This is a genomic window from Caballeronia jiangsuensis (assembly GCF_046030135.1).
Taxonomy (GTDB): Bacteria; Pseudomonadota; Gammaproteobacteria; order Burkholderiales; family Burkholderiaceae; genus Caballeronia; species Caballeronia jiangsuensis.
Window position 1 is genome coordinate 23,781 of record NZ_JAQQDB010000002.1, and the last position, 16,260, is coordinate 40,040.

The 16,260-nt window shown below is 63.6% G+C and carries 15 protein-coding genes; 10 read left to right on the forward strand and 5 right to left on the reverse strand.

Annotated elements, in window-relative coordinates:
- Positions 1-42 precede the first annotated feature (42 nt).
- The 9 genes from PQR08_RS02040 to PQR08_RS02080 all read left to right on the forward strand — a co-directional run bounded on the left by PQR08_RS02040 (position 43) and on the right by PQR08_RS02080 (position 9,884).
- Positions 43-1,047 (forward strand): ABC transporter permease, encoded by a 1,005-nt coding sequence (locus PQR08_RS02040; protein ID WP_250485621.1) that lies wholly within the window; start codon positions 43-45, stop codon positions 1,045-1,047.
- Between the two features lie 32 nt (positions 1,048-1,079).
- Entirely contained in the window at positions 1,080-2,027 is a 948-nt protein-coding gene (locus PQR08_RS02045) for a sugar-binding protein (protein WP_250485620.1), read from the forward strand.
- 60 nt (positions 2,028-2,087) lie between these two features.
- Complete coding sequence (locus PQR08_RS02050; RefSeq protein ID WP_250485619.1) at positions 2,088-3,629, forward strand: sugar ABC transporter ATP-binding protein; 1,542 nt, start codon at positions 2,088-2,090, stop codon at positions 3,627-3,629.
- Between the two features lie 36 nt (positions 3,630-3,665).
- Positions 3,666-4,538, forward strand: a complete 873-nt coding sequence (locus PQR08_RS02055) for a D-psicose 3-epimerase (protein WP_250485618.1) — start codon at positions 3,666-3,668, stop codon at positions 4,536-4,538.
- A 263-nt stretch (positions 4,539-4,801) separates the two neighbouring features.
- Complete coding sequence (locus tag PQR08_RS02060; protein WP_250485617.1) at positions 4,802-6,094, forward strand: gallate dioxygenase; 1,293 nt, start codon at positions 4,802-4,804, stop codon at positions 6,092-6,094.
- Positions 6,095-6,119: 25 nt separating this feature from the next.
- Positions 6,120-7,469 carry an MFS transporter gene (locus PQR08_RS02065; RefSeq protein ID WP_238210966.1) on the forward strand — a complete coding sequence of 450 codons (1,350 nt, stop codon included), beginning with the start codon at positions 6,120-6,122 and terminating at the stop codon, positions 7,467-7,469.
- A gap of 15 nt (positions 7,470-7,484) precedes the next feature.
- Complete coding sequence (locus PQR08_RS02070) at positions 7,485-8,510, forward strand: amidohydrolase family protein (RefSeq protein WP_250485616.1); 1,026 nt, start codon at positions 7,485-7,487, stop codon at positions 8,508-8,510.
- A 1-nt stretch (position 8,511) separates the two neighbouring features.
- Positions 8,512-9,195: a 4-carboxy-4-hydroxy-2-oxoadipate aldolase/oxaloacetate decarboxylase gene (gene ligK, locus PQR08_RS02075; RefSeq protein ID WP_250485615.1), complete on the forward strand. Its 684-nt coding sequence runs from the start codon at positions 8,512-8,514 to the stop codon at positions 9,193-9,195.
- A gap of 5 nt (positions 9,196-9,200) precedes the next feature.
- Positions 9,201-9,884 carry a substrate-binding domain-containing protein gene (locus PQR08_RS02080; protein ID WP_250485614.1) on the forward strand — a complete coding sequence of 228 codons (684 nt, stop codon included), beginning with the start codon at positions 9,201-9,203 and terminating at the stop codon, positions 9,882-9,884.
- A 13-nt stretch (positions 9,885-9,897) separates the two neighbouring features.
- On the opposite strand, the gene PQR08_RS02085 is transcribed toward PQR08_RS02080, so the two are convergent.
- A complete protein-coding gene (locus tag PQR08_RS02085; RefSeq protein WP_238210972.1) occupies positions 9,898-10,998 on the reverse strand; it encodes an NADH:flavin oxidoreductase/NADH oxidase in 1,101 nt (366 codons plus the stop codon).
- 95 nt (positions 10,999-11,093) lie between these two features.
- Here PQR08_RS02085 and PQR08_RS02090 point away from each other — a divergent pair, with 95 nt between their 5' ends.
- Positions 11,094-12,005 (forward strand): LysR family transcriptional regulator, encoded by a 912-nt coding sequence (locus PQR08_RS02090; RefSeq protein WP_250485717.1) that lies wholly within the window; start codon positions 11,094-11,096, stop codon positions 12,003-12,005.
- On the opposite strand, the gene PQR08_RS02095 is transcribed toward PQR08_RS02090, so the two are convergent.
- The 4 genes from PQR08_RS02095 to PQR08_RS02110 are packed head-to-tail and all read right to left on the reverse strand — an operon-like array spanning position 12,006 to position 16,238.
- Complete coding sequence (locus tag PQR08_RS02095) at positions 12,006-12,926, reverse strand: dihydrodipicolinate synthase family protein (protein ID WP_250485613.1); 921 nt, start codon at positions 12,924-12,926, stop codon at positions 12,006-12,008.
- A gap of 24 nt (positions 12,927-12,950) precedes the next feature.
- Complete coding sequence (locus PQR08_RS02100; RefSeq protein WP_250485612.1) at positions 12,951-13,907, reverse strand: amidohydrolase family protein; 957 nt, start codon at positions 13,905-13,907, stop codon at positions 12,951-12,953.
- A gap of 5 nt (positions 13,908-13,912) precedes the next feature.
- Complete coding sequence (locus PQR08_RS02105) at positions 13,913-14,914, reverse strand: 4-hydroxythreonine-4-phosphate dehydrogenase PdxA (protein WP_250485610.1); 1,002 nt, start codon at positions 14,912-14,914, stop codon at positions 13,913-13,915.
- A gap of 25 nt (positions 14,915-14,939) precedes the next feature.
- Complete coding sequence (locus PQR08_RS02110) at positions 14,940-16,238, reverse strand: MFS transporter (protein WP_250485609.1); 1,299 nt, start codon at positions 16,236-16,238, stop codon at positions 14,940-14,942.
- Positions 16,239-16,260: the final 22 nt, after the last annotated feature.

A 16,260-nucleotide genomic window follows, 5' to 3' on the forward strand; every position in this document is an offset into this window, starting at 1 on the left:
CGCCATTCCATGACGAGCGCCGAGGCGTACTGGAGGCGACATATGAGCAAGGTGACCCCGGTCAACAATGAGCAGCCTAAGCCTCGCAAGGGTTTCGCGTCTCAAATAATGCACTCGCGCGAGACCGGCATCGTGGGTGCGCTGGCCATCATGATGGTGCTGCTATCGATTTTTGCGCCGGACTTCGCCAGCAAGGGCAATCTGCTCAACGACGCGCGCAATCTGTCGTTCATCGGCATCGTGGTGCTCGGTCAGGCTGCGGTGATGATCACCGGCGGCATCGACCTTTCGGTCGGCAGCGTGTGGGGCCTTGCGGCGGTGGCGTCCGCCGCGATGATGCAGTCGGGCATGGGTGTCGTTCCGGCGTGTGCGCTCACGCTTCTCATCTGCGCCGCCGTCGGCTTCTTCAATGGCTTCTGCGTGACGAAGCTGCGCATGTTGCCGTTCGTGCCGACGCTCGCCACCATGAGCATCGCGCGTGCGCTCGCGCTCATCATCACACGCGGCAAGGCAATCGACGGTTTCCGGCCCGACGGCGACGCGTTCTTCTCGCTCGGCGGCGGCGACTTCCTCGACCTGCCGGTTCCCTTCATCATCTTCGTGGTGCTGGCGATCATCTCCGCGATCGTGCTCAAGAGAACGGTCTACGGCCGCCAGTTGTATGCGGTCGGCGGCAACGAACGCGCGGCGATGCTCACCGGCCTGAACGTGGACCGGCTCAAGATGAGCGTCTACATCATGTCCTCTGTTCTGGCGGGTGTCGCGGGCATCATCGAAGTGAGCTACCTTTCGTCCGCGATTTCGAACCAGGGCCTCGGCAAGGAGCTGAGTGTCATCGCAGCGGCGGTCATCGGCGGCACGGCCCTGTCCGGCGGCGAAGGCACCGTGATCGGCGTGTTTGTCGGCACGGTCATCCTCGAAGTGCTGCGCAATGGTCTCGTCTTGCTCGGAACGGACGCTTATTGGCAAGGGGTGTTCGTTGGTTCCGTCATCGTGCTTGCCGTCTTTATCGACCAACTCAGAAAAGGCGTCTGGCGACGTCGATGAGCGCTGTAACCATAACAACCCTTGGAGAAGACATGACACGCACCATGATCAGCGCAGTAGCAGCCGCCGTCCTGTTCGGGCTCGGCATCTCGCAATCGCAGGCAGCCGACAAGAAGGTTTTCGCCGTCGTGCCGAAGGCGCTCGGTGTCGCGTTCTACGCCGATGCGGAGAAAGGCTGCAAGGAAGAGGCGGCGAAACTCGGCGCCGAGTGCCTGTTCACGGGCCCGGCGCAACTCGATGACGCCGAGCAAGGCCGCATCGTGAGGGATCTGATCACCAAGAAGGTCGCCGGTATCGCGATTGCGCCGAATAACGCCGACTCCATCGGTAACGTCATCAGTGCGGCTGTCGCGAAGAATATCCCGATCGTCACGTTCGACTCCGATGCGCCGAAGTCCAAGCGGGCCGCGTTCATCGGCACGAACAACGAGGCTGGCGGCGAGGCCGCCGGGGAAGCGTTCGCGAAAGCGCTTCCGAAGGGCGGCACGTACGCGATTCTGACGGGCGGCTTGTCGGCGGCGAATCTGAACGAGCGGATCAAGGGCTTCAAGTCCAAGCTCGGCGGCAGCTTCAAGGAAGTGTCGGGTTCGCCCTTTGCGTGCAACGACGACTCCAGCACGGCGGTGCAACTGATTCAGGACATTCTCGCCAAGAATCCGAATCTCGACGGCATCTTCTTCGCAGGCGGCTGGCCGATGTTCGCGCCTGAGGCCTACATCCGCGCGGTCAAGAACAAGGCAGCCGACATCAAGTCCGGCAAGTTCGTGATCGTCTCGTTCGACACGTTGCCGTCGCAGGTCAAGCTGTTGAAGGAAGGCTACGCGACCACGCTGATCGGCCAGCGACCGCTCGCGATGGGCATCGAGTCGGTGAAACAGCTCAATGAACTGTCCAAGGGCGGCAAGATTCCGCCGATCACGGATACCGGTGTCGACATCGTGAATTCGTCCAACGTGGACAAGTTCGTCGGCGGCAAGTAATCCATCCGCCCGGGACCGGGATGCCCACGGTCCCATGCTTTCCTTGCGAAGAGTCCCGCCATGACCGTTCTATTGAGCGTTGAGCAGATCACCAAGACCTATCCGGGTGTCAAGGCGCTGCAAGAGGTCTCCTTCAGCGTCGAGACGGCGACCGTGCACGCGATCATGGGCGAGAACGGCGCAGGCAAGTCGACGTTGATGCAGGTCATCGCCGGGGCCCATTCGCCGACTTCCGGCAGGCTCATATTCGACGGACAGGAAGTCGAGTTCACCGGCACGCGCGACGCGGCGAAGAAGGGCATTTCCATCGTGTTCCAGGAGCTCATGCTGGCTCCGAACATGACCATCGCCGAGAACATATTCCTCGGCACGGAACCGCGCATGGCACGCGTGCTGGTCGACCGCGGCACGCTGCTGGAAAAGGCGAAGGCGGCCATGCTGCGTCTGGGCATCTCGCTCGACCCCGACACGCGTCTGGGCGATCTGACCATCGCCCAGCAACAGCTCATCGAAATCTGCAAGGCGTTGATTCACGAGCCGCGCCTGCTGATCCTGGACGAGCCGACATCGAGCTTGTCCGAAGCCGATTCGCTCACGCTCTTCAAGGTCGTTCACGAGTTGCGGGACCGGGGCGTGACCATCTTGTACATCTCCCATCGGATGCGCGAGGTGTTCGACAACTGCGACGCCGTAACCGTCTTGCGCGACGGCAAGCACGTGCGCACCGCGCGGCTTGCCGATACCTCGCCGGACGAGGTGGTCCGCCTCATGGTCGGCCGCGACCTTGCGGAGGTGAAGCGCGTTCGACCGGAGCACGCGGGCAAGCCTGTGGTGCTTTCGGTGGAAGGCCTGGGCGATGACCATCGTTATCGCGACGTCTCGTTCTCGCTTCGACAGGGCGAAATCGTCGGCCTCGCGGGTCTGATCGGCGCGGGTCGCTCGGAAGTGGCGATGGGGATCTTCGGCGCGCCTCCGCCGAAACACGGGACCGTCTCCATCGCGGGCAAGCCAGTCAAGATTTCCCGGCCCCGCGATGCGATGCGGCTCGGCATTGCGCTCGCCCCCGAAGACCGCAAGGATCAGGGACTGGTTCTGGGCATGTCGGTCGGGAGCAATCTTTCGCTCGCTGCGCTCGGACTCGGCCGCCTGTCGAAAGGACCGGTCGTGCGGCCCATGCAGGAGGCGCGGCTGATCGACACCTACGTCGGACGATTCAAGATCAAGACGCCGACGGTCGAGCAACTGGTGCGGCTCCTGAGCGGCGGCAACCAGCAAAAGGTCGTGCTGGCGAAATGGCTGGCGTCCAGACCGCGCGTGCTCATCGTGGATGAGCCGACGCGAGGCGTCGACGTCACAACGAAAGCGGAAATCTATGCGCTGATGCGGGAGCTCGCTCACGAAGGACTGGCGATTCTCGTGATTTCGAGCGACCTGCCCGAGATTCTCACCATCTCGGACCGCATTCTGGTCATGCGCGCGGGGCAACTGGTGGGCGAAGTCGGCTTCGATGAAGCGTCGGAGGAACGGATCATGTCCCTGGCCGCGCTCGAACACGCCGATCCCGCGCATCCGGAGGTCAAGCCGACCGGATTCGTTTCCTGAGCTGACTTCGAGACGCTCTCATAGAGGAGTTTCGCCGTGAACAAGGTTGGCATGTTCTACACCTACTGGTCGACCGAGTGGATGGTCGATTTTCCCGCGACGGCAAAGCGCATCGCCGGGCTCGGTTTCGACATGATGGAAATCTCGCTCGGAGAATTCCACAACCTTCCGGATGCGAAGAAGCGCGAGCTGAAAGCGGTTGCCGACGATCTGGGCCTCACGGTGATGTGCTGCATCGGGCTGAAGCCCGAGTACGACTTCGCCTCGCCGGAACAGAGCGTGCGCGACGCCGGCACCGAATATGTAAAGCGCCTGCTCGACGATTGCCACATGCTCGGTGCACCGGTCTTCGCCGGCCTCACGTTCTGCGCGTGGCCGCAGTCGCCGCCGCCCGGCATGAAGGACAAGCGGCCTTACGTCGACCATGCGATCGACAGCGTCCGACGCGTCATCGAGGTCGCCGAAGATTACGGCATCATCTATGCGCTCGAAGTGGTGAACCGCTTCGAGCAATGGCTATGCAACGACGCCAAGGAAGCACTTGCCTTCGTCGACGCAGTGGACAGCCCGGCTTGCAAGGTGCAGCTCGACACCTTCCACATGAACATCGAGGAGCATTCCTTCCGCGATGCGATCCTCGCGTGCAAAGGCAAGCTCGGACACTTCCATCTCGGCGAAGCGAACCGCCTGCCGCCCGGAGAAGGCCGTCTCCCGTGGGACGAAATCTTCGGCGCACTGAAGGAAATCGACTACGACGGGACCATCGTGATGGAACCCTTCATGCGCAAGGGCGGCTCCGTAAGCCGGGCCGTCGGTGTCTGGCGCGACATGTCGAATGGTGCGACGGATGAGCAGATGGACGAGCGCGCTCGCCGCTCGCTGCAGTTCGTTCGCGGCAAGCTGGCCTGACCGCGCAGGCCGGCAAAACGGCCATTCTTGCGTCCTGCTTCACGCGCCATCAGTTTTGCTTATCGGCATATCGATGGCGCGAGCCCGGCGCACACCTCGCCGCGCCCGTCCCGGCGGGCTTCCCGCACGCCGAAACCCCATGCACATAAGTAAATTACTGGTTAACGCGTAGTACCAGCGCCGTCGCCTTCCTCGCTACCCTTCGGGCTTCAGTTTCACTAAAGCAAGCCCGCTCGGCCACGCATTCAGAAGGAGTAGCGCACATGGCACGGATCATCGGAGGCATTGCCGCCTCGCACACACCGACTATCGGTTTCGCGTTCGACAAGAACAAGCGCGACGATCCCGTCTGGGCGCCGATCTTCGAAAATTTCGCGCCGCTCGCGAACTGGCTCGCGGAGAAACAGCCCGATGTCATCGTCACGATCTACAACGACCACGTCACGTCTTTCTTCTTCGATCACTATTCCGCGTTCTCGCTCGGCGTAGGCCCGGAATGGCGCGTGGCGGACGAAGGCGGTGGCGCGCGCGATCTGCCGCCGATCAAGGGTCATCCGGCGTTCGCCGCGCACATCGGCACGTCGCTGATGTCCGACGAATTCGACATGTCGTTCTTCCAGAACAAGGCGCTCGATCACGGCTGCTTCTCGCCGCTCTCGATGCTCTGCCCGCACAAGCCCGAATGGCCGGTCAAGCTCGTGCCGCTGCAAATGGGCGTGCTGCAATTGCCCGTGCCGAGCGCGCGCCGCTTCTACAAGCTGGGTCAGGCGCTGCGCCGCGCGATCGAAAGCTATCCGGAGGACATCAAGGTTGCGATTCTCGCCACGGGCGGTCTCTCGCATCAGGTGCATGGCGAACGCGCGGGCTTCAACAACACGGAATGGGACGCGCGTTTCCTCGATCTCTTCGAACGCGATCCCGAACAGCTCGCGGACATGACCATCGCCGAATATGCGGCGCTCGGCGGCTACGAAGGCGCGGAAGTGATCATGTGGCTCACGATGCGCGGCGCGTTGTCGTCGAATGTCGTGTGCAAGCATCGCAGCTATTACCTGCCGTCGATGGCGGGCATCGCGACCGCGATCTACGAAGGCGAGGACAGCGAGACCAAACCGGCGATCGTCGAGCGTCATCGTCAGAAGATGGCCGTGCAGCTCACCGATGTCGAGAAGCTCGAAGGCACCTATCCGTTCTCGATCGAAACGGCGGTGCGCGCGTATCGCATCAACGAGTATCTGCATCGCATGGTCGAGCCCGCGCATCGCGAGGCGTTCAAGGAGAACGAGGAAGCGAGCTTCGAGTCGGCCGGTCTCTCCGAACAGGAGCGCGATCTCATTCGACGCCGCGACTGGCGCGGCCTGCTTCATTACGGCGTGATCTTCTTCATGCTGGAGAAGCTCGGCGCGGTGACGGGCGTGTCGAACCTGCATATCTACGCCGCGATGCGCGGTGAAACGCTCGAAGAATTTCAGAAGACACGCAACGCGCCCGGCGCGCTGTACTCGGTCGCGGGCAAGGGCGCGGGCAAGCTCGACTGGGACAAGGCGAAGAACTGAATAAAAGAGGAGACAGGAGACAAACATGGCTATCGGTAAAACCATCGACATCAAGGGCTTCATCGACGAACGCCCGATTTCCGCCTACCAGTGGTTGCTGGTGGCGCTGTGCTTTCTGATCGTGACGGCCGACGGCATGGACGTCGCGATCATGGGCTTCATCGCGCCTTCGATCATCGCGGACTGGCATATCTCGCGGCCCGCGTTCGGCCTCGTGATGAGCGCCGCGCCGATCGGTCTCGTGATCGGCGCGCTCGCGGCGGGACCGGCATCGGATCGCATCGGACGCAAGTGGGTGCTGATCACCTCGGTGTTTCTCTTCGGCGTGTTCACGATCGCCACCGCGTTCACGAATTCGCCTTCGAGCATGGCACTGCTGCGCGTGCTGACCGGCATCGGCCTCGGCGCCGCGATGCCCAACACGACGACGCTCCTCTCCGAGTACGCGCCGCAACGCAAGCGCGCGCTGCTCATCACGATCATGTTCACGGGCTTCAATCTCGGCTCGGCGCTGATCGGCTTCCTCGCGGGCGGTTTGATTCCGGTGCACGGCTGGCGCTCCGTGCTGATCTGCGGCGGCGCGCTGCCGCTCCTGCTGATTCCGCTGCAAATCTGGCTGCTGCCCGAATCGGCGCGTCTGCTCGCGGTGCGCGGCGCGACCTCGGCGCGTATCGGCAAGGTGCTCGGCCGCGTGTGCGGCGCACGCTTCGACGGCAATGAAACGTTCGTATCGAACGAGCCGCCGCTGCCCACGAAAAAGCCCATCGGCGTATTGTTCTCGCAGGGCTACGGCCTGATGACGGCGGCGCTGTGGATCACGTATTTCATGGGCCTGCTCGTGATTTATCTGCTCACCGGCTGGCTGCCGACGCTGATGAAGGACGCGGGTCTCACGGTGTCGTCGGCGGCGAACATCACGGCGATGTTCCAGATCGGCGGCACGATCGGCGCGATCATCGTCGGCTGGATCATGGACAAGGTGCGCCCGGCGCCCGTCATCAGCGCGGCGTATCTCGGCGGCGCGGTGTGCGTGCTCGGGCTGGCGTGGATCGGCGCGTTGTCGTCGTCGCTTGCCGTGCTCGTGTTCGCAGCGGGCTTCTGCATGAGCGGCGCGCAAACGGGCCTCAACGCGTTCGCGCCGAGCCGCTACCCGACGGTTGCGCGTGCAACCGGCGTGAGCTGGATGCTCGGCATGGGCCGCTTTGGCAGCATTTTCGGTTCCGCGTTCGGCGGCGCGCTGCTCGGTCTCGGCTGGGAGTTCGGCGCGATCCTCGCGATGCTCGCCGTGCCCGCAACGCTCGCCGCGATCTCGATTCTCGTCGCGCAACGCACGCGTGCCGACGAAGCGCACGCACAAACGACCGCAGCACATTAGTACCTGGAGTAAAGGATGATCATCGACATTCACGGCCACTACACGACCGCGCCGAAGGCGCTGGAAGCGTGGCGCAACCGGCAGATCGCCGCCATCAAGAGTCCTTCAGAGATGCCGAGCGCATCGGAGCTGCATATCGGCGACGATGAACTGCGCGAGTCGATCGAAGCGAACCAGCTTCGACTGATGCGCGAGCGCGGCCTCGATCTCACCGTGTTCAGTCCGCGCGCGAGCTTCATGGCGCATCACATCGGCGACTTCGAAGTGTCGAGCACGTGGGCCGCGATCTGCAACGAGCTGTGTTATCGCGTGAGCGAGCTCTTTCCCGACAGCTTCATTCCCGCGGCGATGCTGCCGCAGAGTCCGGGCGTCGATGTCTCGACGTGCATTCCCGAGCTCGTGAAATGCGTCGAGCAATACGGCAATGTCGCGATCAACCTGAATCCGGACCCTTCAGGCGGGCACTGGACGAGCCCGCCGCTCTCGGACCGCTACTGGTATCCGATCTACGAGAAGATGGTCGAGTACGACCTCCCCGCGATGATCCACGTAAGCACGAGCTGCAATGCGTGCTTCCATACGACGGGCGCGCACTATCTCAACGCGGACACGACCGCCTTCATGCAGTGCCTCACGTCCGATCTGTTCCGCGATTTTCCGACGCTCAAGTTCGTGATTCCGCACGGCGGCGGCGCGGTGCCCTATCACTGGGGACGCTTTCGCGGTCTCGCGCAGGAGCTGAAAAAGCCCTTGCTGAAGGATCATTTGCTCAACAACGTGTTCTTCGATACCTGCGTCTATCACCAGCCGGGCATCGACTTGCTGACGCGCGTGATTCCCGTCGACAACATTCTGTTCGCGAGCGAGATGATCGGCGCGGTGCGTGGCGTCGATCCTGAAACCGGGCATTATTTCGACGACACGAAGCGCTATGTCGAGGCCGCGCAGATCGAGCCCGAAGCGCGCTACAAGATTTACGAAGGCAACGCGCGCCGCGTGTATCCGCGCCTCGATGCGGCGCTCAAAGCAAAGGGACGTTGATATGTACGAACTGGGAGTGGTGTATCGCAACATCGATCGCGCGAACGCGGATGCGGCCGACAAGCTCGGCGCGCTCGGCTCGGCGACCGTGCACGAAGCGATGGGCCGTGTCGGCCTGATGAAGACGTATATGCGGCCGATCTACACGGGCGCGCAGGCGTGCGGCACGGCCGTGACCGTGCTGCTGCAACCGGGCGACAACTGGATGATGCACGTCGCCGCCGAGCAGATCCGTCCGGGCGATATCGTCGTGGCCGCATGCACGACCGACAACACCGATGGCTTCTTCGGTGATCTTCTCGCGACGAGCTTCAAGGCGCGCGGCGCGCGGGCGCTCATCATCGATGGCGGCGTGCGCGATGTGCGCATATTGACGGAGATGAATTTCCCGGTCTGGAGCCGCGCGATTTCGGCGAAAGGCACGGTGAAGGCGACGCTCGGTTCGGTGAACATTCCCGTCGTGTGCGCGGGCGCATGGGTCACGCCCGGCGATGTGATCGTCGCGGATGACGATGGCGTCGTCGTCGTGCCGTCCGCATCGGCGCAACAGGTGCTCGACAAGGCCGTGGCGCGCGAAGCGTTCGAAGAAGAGAAGCGCGCGAAGCTCGCAAGCGGCGTGCTCGGCCTCGACATGTACAAGATGCGCGAGCCGCTGGAAAAAGCGGGTTTGCGCTATATCGACTGATGCGCATGAGCATGAACGGCATTTCTTCGATGGCCACGCGCCAGGTGCTCAACGATCTCGCGTCCGCTTTCGAAGCGAAGTCGGGCGAGCGTGTGGTGATCGAATCGGTAGGCGGTGTCGCGGCGCTGAAGCGGATCGAAGAAGGCGAGACGTTCGATATCGTCGTGCTCGCTTCGGACGCGATCGACCGGCTCGCGGCGTCGGCGCGCATCGATGCAACGAGCCGCGTGCGCATCGCGCGCTCGGGCGTGGCGATCGCGGTGGCGAAGGGCGCACCGCGTCCCGCCATCGACGATGAAGCCGCCGTGCGCGAGGCCGTGCTCGCGGCACGCAGCATCGGTTATTCGACGGGACCGAGCGGTGTTTATCTGACGCGTCTGTTCGAGCGCTGGGGCATCGCGGAACGCATCGCAGCGCGCATCGTGCAGGCGCCGCCGGGCGTCGCGGTGGGCACGCTCATCGCGCGTGGCGAAGTGGAACTGGGCTTCCAGCAGATGAGCGAGATGATCGGCGTCGAAGGCATCGATGTGCTCGGCATGTTGCCGCCGCAGATTCAGACGCTGACGGTGTTCGAGGGCGCGATCTGTGCGAACGCGAACGCGCCGCAACTCGCGCGCGCGTTCCTTGCGTTTCTCGCTTCGCCCGATGCCGAGGGCGCGAAGGTGCGCCACGGCATGGAGCCTTGCTAGTCACATCGAGCCATCACTCGGCCACGGCGTAACGTTCGAGCCAGTGCGCATACGGCGCGGGCAACGCCCACGACGGCTTCTCCACCTTCAACTGCTTCGCGGCGTGATACGGCCAGTGCGGATTCGAAAGATGCGCGCGGCCGACCATCACGAGATCGAGCTGACCCGACTCGACGGCGCGTTCCGCGTTGGGCGGCGAATCGAATCCCCATGCCGATGCAACCGGAATCTCCGCTTCCCGGCGCACACGCTCCGCGATCGGGCCGAGGAACGCCGGTCCCCACGGAATGCGCACATCGGGCGTCGAGAAGCCGACGCTCACGCTCATCAGATCGAGTCCCTTGCGACGCAGCGTCTTCGTCAGTTCGATGGATTCGTTCAGCGTGACTTCATCGCGGCCATCGTATTCGATGACACCGAAGCGCGCCGTCAGCGGCAAATTCTCCGGCCACACTTCACGCACCGCATCGAACGTTTCGACGATGAAACGGCTGCGTCCCGCGAGATCGCCGCCGTATTGATCGTCGCGCTGGTTCGCATCCACCGAGAAGAAGCTCTGCGCAAGATAGCCGTGGGCGAAGTGCAGTTCCAGCCATTCGAAGCCCGCTTCGCGCGCACGGCGCGTAGCCGCCGCGAAGTCCGCCTTCACGCGCTCGATGTCTTCGAGCGTCATGGCCTTGGGCATCTTCGGCAACCCCGCGCCGAACGCGACGGCCGAAGGCGCGAGCGTGTCCCAGCCGCGTGCGTCGTCGGGGGAAATGTGATCGTCGCCTTCCCACGGACGGTTCGCGCTCGCTTTGCGGCCCGCGTGCGCGATCTGGATGCCGGGCACCGCGCCCGCCGCCTTGATCGCCGTGGCGATCTTCTTCATGCCTTCGATGTGCGCATCGTCCCAGAGGCCCGTGCAGCCGGGCGTGATGCGGCCTTCCGGCGACACGCCCGTCGCTTCGACGATCACGAGGCCCGCGCCGCCGCGCGCGAGGCTCGCGTAATGACTGACGTGCCAGTCGTTGACGAAGCCGTCGATGGCGCTGTACTGGCACATCGGCGGAATGGCGATGCGGTTGCGCAACGTGACGTCTTTCAGTTTGAACGGAGTGAAAAGTGCTGACATACGGGTTTTCTCGAATTGAGTTGAGGCCTGCAATTTAACCGCTCAGTGTCATAATGAAAACTATCTGGGGATTATCGATTCGATAAAATTTTGTGATACTCAATCCGCAATGGCTGCGCACCTTTCTTGCGCTCGTCGATCTCGGCAACTTCACGCGCGCCGCCGAGCGGCTCGATTTGACGCAGGCGGCCGTGAGCCAGCACCTTCGTCATCTCGAAGACGCGCTCGGCCTGCTCGTGATACGCCGTCCGCGCGGCATCGAACTGACGCCGGCGGGCAGGGCGTTGATCGACTATTGCGAAGAGATGGAACTGGCGGGCAAGCGTCTCGCGTCGCGTCTGTCGGATAGCGAAGACGAAGCCGGCGAGATCGGCCTCATCACGCCGGGCAGCATCGGGCTCGTTTTGTTTCCGCTATTGCTGGATTTGCAGCAGCAGCGTCCCGAATGGAAGATGCGTCATCGTTTCGGGCCGGATTCGGAAGTGCTCGAAGCTGTATTGCAGAGCCGCTACGATCTGGGCATCGTCACGTTGAAGCCCGACGATCCTCGCCTTGCCGCGAGCAAGTTCATCGAAGAGCCGCTCGAACTCGTCGTGCCCGCGAATGCGGATGTGCATGAATGGAGCGATCTGGAAAGGCTCGGCTTCATCGATTATCCGGACGGGCATATGATGGCGAGCCGCTTGCTGAGCCGGCGCTTTCCGGGCAATCCGGGCGTCGGCAGTCTGCGAAGGCAAGGCTTCTGCAATCAGATCAGCCTTATCCTGGAGTTCGTCGCGCGCGGGCTCGGCTTCACGGTGATACCGCGTTATGCGCGCATCGCGTTCGGCAAGCCGGAAGCGATAGGCGTCGTGGAATGCGGTGCGCCTGTCGTCGATACGCTGTGGCTCATTCGTCGCGCGGAATGGCCGCTGCCCGCGCGTTGCGCGCGAGCCGTGGAGTATTTGCGGGAACATGTCGGCGTTCCCGCGATGATGGCCGATACGAAAAGGAAGCGCCGGCGCTAGTCAATGCCCCCAGCGCAGCACGAGCGGATCGAGCTTGCGCGCGACCTTGAGCAACCCTTCGCGCACGGCGGGCGACATCGGCGCGAGCGGATGACGCACCGCATCGGAGCGAATCACGCCGCCTTCCTTCATCAAGGTCTTGCACGCGGCGAGCCCGCATTGCCGGTTCTCGTAGTTGATGAGCGGAAGCCATTGCTGATACAGATCGGCGGCTTTGTCGGCGTCGCCCGCGAAGTAGGCGTCGACGATCTTGCGGATGCCGTCCGGATAGCCGCCGCCCGTCATCGCGCCGGTCGCGCCCGCGTCGAAGTCGGGGATCAGCGTGATTGCCTCTTCTCCGTCCCACGGACCGACGATCGCATCGCCGCCGAGCTCGATCAGTTCGCGCAGCTTCGATGCGGCCTGCGCCGTTTCGATCTTGAAGTACGACACGTGCTCGACATCGCGTGCGAGCTTCGCAAGGAACGATGCGGAAAGCGGCGTGCCCGCCACGGGCGCGTCCTGAATCATGATCGGAATGTCGATCGCATTCGACACGTCGCGATAGAACTCGTGAATGCCGCGCTCGCCGACGCGGATCGTCGCGCCGTGATACGGCGGCATGATCATGACCATCGCCGCGCCCGCGTCCTGCGCGGCGCGGCTGCGCTCGGCACAAACGCGCGAGCTGAAATGCGTCGTCGTGACGATCACGGGCACGCGGCCCGCGACATGTTCGAGCACGGTGCGCTGAACGGTATCGCGCTCGGCATCGGAGAGCGCGAACTGCTCGGAGAAATTCGCGAGTATGCAGACGCCGTGCGAACCGGCGTCGATCATGAAATCGATCGCGCGCTTCTGGCCTTCGAGATCGAGACGGCCCTGATCGTCGAAGATGGTCGGGGCGACGGGAAATACGCCGCGATAAGCAGGTGCAGCCATTGAAGTGTGTCTCCTGTGATTGGTCTAGATGCGATACAGCGCGCTCGCATTGTCGAAGAATAGCGCGAGGCGTTCTTCCCGCGTGCGATCCGCGACGATGGTCTTGAAGCCCGCGAAAAGATCATCGAGCGTGACGACGAGACTGTCGACCGGAAAGTTACTCGCGAACATGCAGCGGCCGACGCCGAAGCTTTCGATCGCATCGCGCACGATGCGTCCGTTGCGCCCGACGCTCCAGCTTACGCCAGCTTCGCCGATGCCCGATATCTTGAGCCATACGTTCGGCCACTGCGCGAGCGCATCGAGCGCGGCGCGCCACGCGGCGAGCGCTTCGTCGCTGCGATCCGCGGGCAGCCCCGTATGGTTCACGATGATTTTCATCTGCGGAAAATCGCGCGCCAGTTCCGCCGCTTCGCTGAAATGCCACCACGGCGCCTGCAATTCGAACATCAGGCCGCTTTGCGCGAGCAATGCATAACCGCATCGCCAGCGCGCGCAACGCATCGAGCCGGGCGCAGCGAAATCCGCGCGATGCTCGGCGCGCGGAACGATCTTCGGCTTGTGACGCACGCTGCGCACCAGCGGCACCTCGCGATAGGCGCCGATCACATCGGCGGCATCGTCGCGATCGAGCCAGATTTGCGCGGCCATCGCGTTCGGCAAGCCGGTACGTTCGTGCAGCGCCGTCGCCCAGCGCGCTTCGCCGAGCACGTCGCGCGGGTCCCATTCGCCTTCCATCATCACCGTCTTCACGATGCGATGATTGCCCGCCTGCGCGAAGTAATCGTCGGGCAGGAAGTTCCGGCAGATCGCGGCGTAATCGCCATAGCGAAACGGAATGCGCGGCAGATCGCGCAGCCACGGATGATAGTTGCGCGCCACGTCCCAGAAGTGATGATGTGCGTCGACGATGGGCAGGTCCGCGTCGTCGCCGCTTTCCAGGAAGCGCTCACGCAAGGCTTCGATGCGCTCTTGCATCATGGCGTTCAGCTCAGGCGGTCTTGCGCCATGCGCACGATGATGTCGAACGCTTTTTGCGTCGCGCCGACATCGGCACGGCCCTGGCCGTGGATATCGAAGGCGGTGCCGTGCGCGGGCGTCGCGATCGGCACGGGCAGGCCGCCGTGCACGGTGACGCCGCGCCAGAATCCCATCAGCTTCATCGCGATCTGACCTTGGTCGTGGTACATCGTGACGACGCCGTCGAAGACTTTCTGATCGCGTGCGCGCACGAAGATGGTGTCGGCGGGGAAGGGGCCTTGCGCGTCGTAACCTTGCGCGCGCGCGTGTTCGACGGCGGGCGCGATCACGTCGATTTCCTCGCGGCCGAACGCGCCGTTATCGCCGTTATGCGGATTGAAGCCGCAGACCGCGATGCGCGGCTCTTCGATGCCGGCGCGCTTGAGGCCATCGTGAATCAATTGCACCGCGCCGACGATGCGCTCCTGCGTGAGCTTCGCGCTCACGTCCTTCAACGCGATATGCGAGGTCACGCGCGAGGTCCACAACTCGTCGAGCACGTTGAACTCGCAGAATGCGCCGCTGAAATCGAGCTGGCGCGCGAACCATTCCATTTCGTCGTTCGTCTCCATGCCGGCCATGTGCAGCGAGGTCTTGTTGACGGGCGCGAAGAGCATCGCCTGCGTGCGGTTCGCGCGCGTCATCGCGAGCGCCTGTTTGAAGGCTTCGAGGCTGTAGCGGCCGCCGCGTTCGGTCGATACGGCGCGCTCGTAGGGGGCGTCGTCGGGCAGGCGGAAGTCGATGAGCGAGGGCACGTCGGTATCGCGCGCGGCGGCATCGACGCTATCGACCAATTGATAATCGAAACGTTGCTGCGCGATCTCCATGCCGTGATCCAGCTCGCGCTTGTCGCCGATGATGACGAGATCGGCGCGCGCGCGATTCTCCGGTTTCGCGACGAGACGCGCGATCAGTTCGGGACCGATGCCGGCGGGGTCGCCGAGAAGCACTGCGATGAGAGGTTTCATGTGTGTAGGGTCTCGTTATCGGATGTTAGCGGGTGCGGCGCAGATCGATGGCGATCGAACCGAAGATATACACCAGCGCGCACGCGCCGTAAAAATGCAGCACCGCGTCGAAGGAACCGGTGCGCTGAAGAATGAAGCCCGTGATGAGCGGAATCGAAATCCCGCCGACGCTGCCCGCGCAGTTCATGCACGCACCGAGCAGGCCGACGCGTCCGGGGCTTGCGAGCAACGAAGGCAGGCTCCAGTAGAGGCTGCCCCACATCAGCAGGAACGATGCGCCGCACAGCACCGCGACCGCGACGACAGGCGACGTGATGGTCGGCAGCGAGGCGAACACGGCGAGCGTGACGAGCCCCGACACGGCGATCATGCTCTTCACGACCTTGCCGCGCGAGAAATTCATCGCGCACAGCGCATCGCACAGAAAGCCGCCCGACAGCGAGCCGAGTGCGCCTGCGAGGAAGATGAAGAAGGTCGCCGCGCCGATCTGCGACAGGCTCAAACCGCGCGCCTGCGTCAGATAGCTCGGGCCCCACGTGAGCAGGCCGAAGAAGATCATCGCCCAACTCATGCGGCCGACGCACATCGCGATTGTCGAGCGCAGCGGCAGCGGCGCATCGTCCTGGCTTGCGCGCGCCGCGCTGGACACGGCTGGCGCGCCGTCGCGGATATGCGCGAGTTCCGCGCCGTTCACGCCCGGATGTTTCGCGGGATCGTCGCGCAGATAGCGCCATGCGAGCCAGCCGCACGCGATCGTCGCGAGTCCCGCGACGACGAACGCCGTGCGCCACGAGCCGAACATGAGGATCAGATTCGAGATCGCGAGGCCGCCGATCGCCGCGCCGAGCGGCGAACCCGCATCCATCAGCACCGCGCCGCGTGCGCGTTCGGTGCGCGACAGCCAGAGCGCGTTGAGCTTGCTGCCCGCGGGGAAGAGCGGGGCTTCCGCGCCGCCGAGACCGACGCGCAGAAACAGCATCGACAGGCCGCCGGTGGCTGCGCCCATCAACGTCTGAAAGATTCCCCACAAGACGGTTGCGCCTGCAACGACCTTGCGCGGTCCCAGTTTGTCGATGAGCCAGCCGCCCGGAATCTGCAGGAGCGCATACGACCAGAAGAAGCTCGACAGCACGAGCCCCTGCATCGCGGGCGAGAGCGCGAACTCTTTCGCGATGGTGGGCATCGCGATGGAAAGCGAGATGCGGTCCACGAGGTTGATCAGCGTGATGAGAAATACCACGCCGAAGATGCGCCAGCGTACGCTCGTCGCGTGTTCGGACGAGGCGGCGTCGCGCGCCGCGTGTGATTCGATCCTGCTCTCCATGTCTGTCTCCGGATAGTGTCGG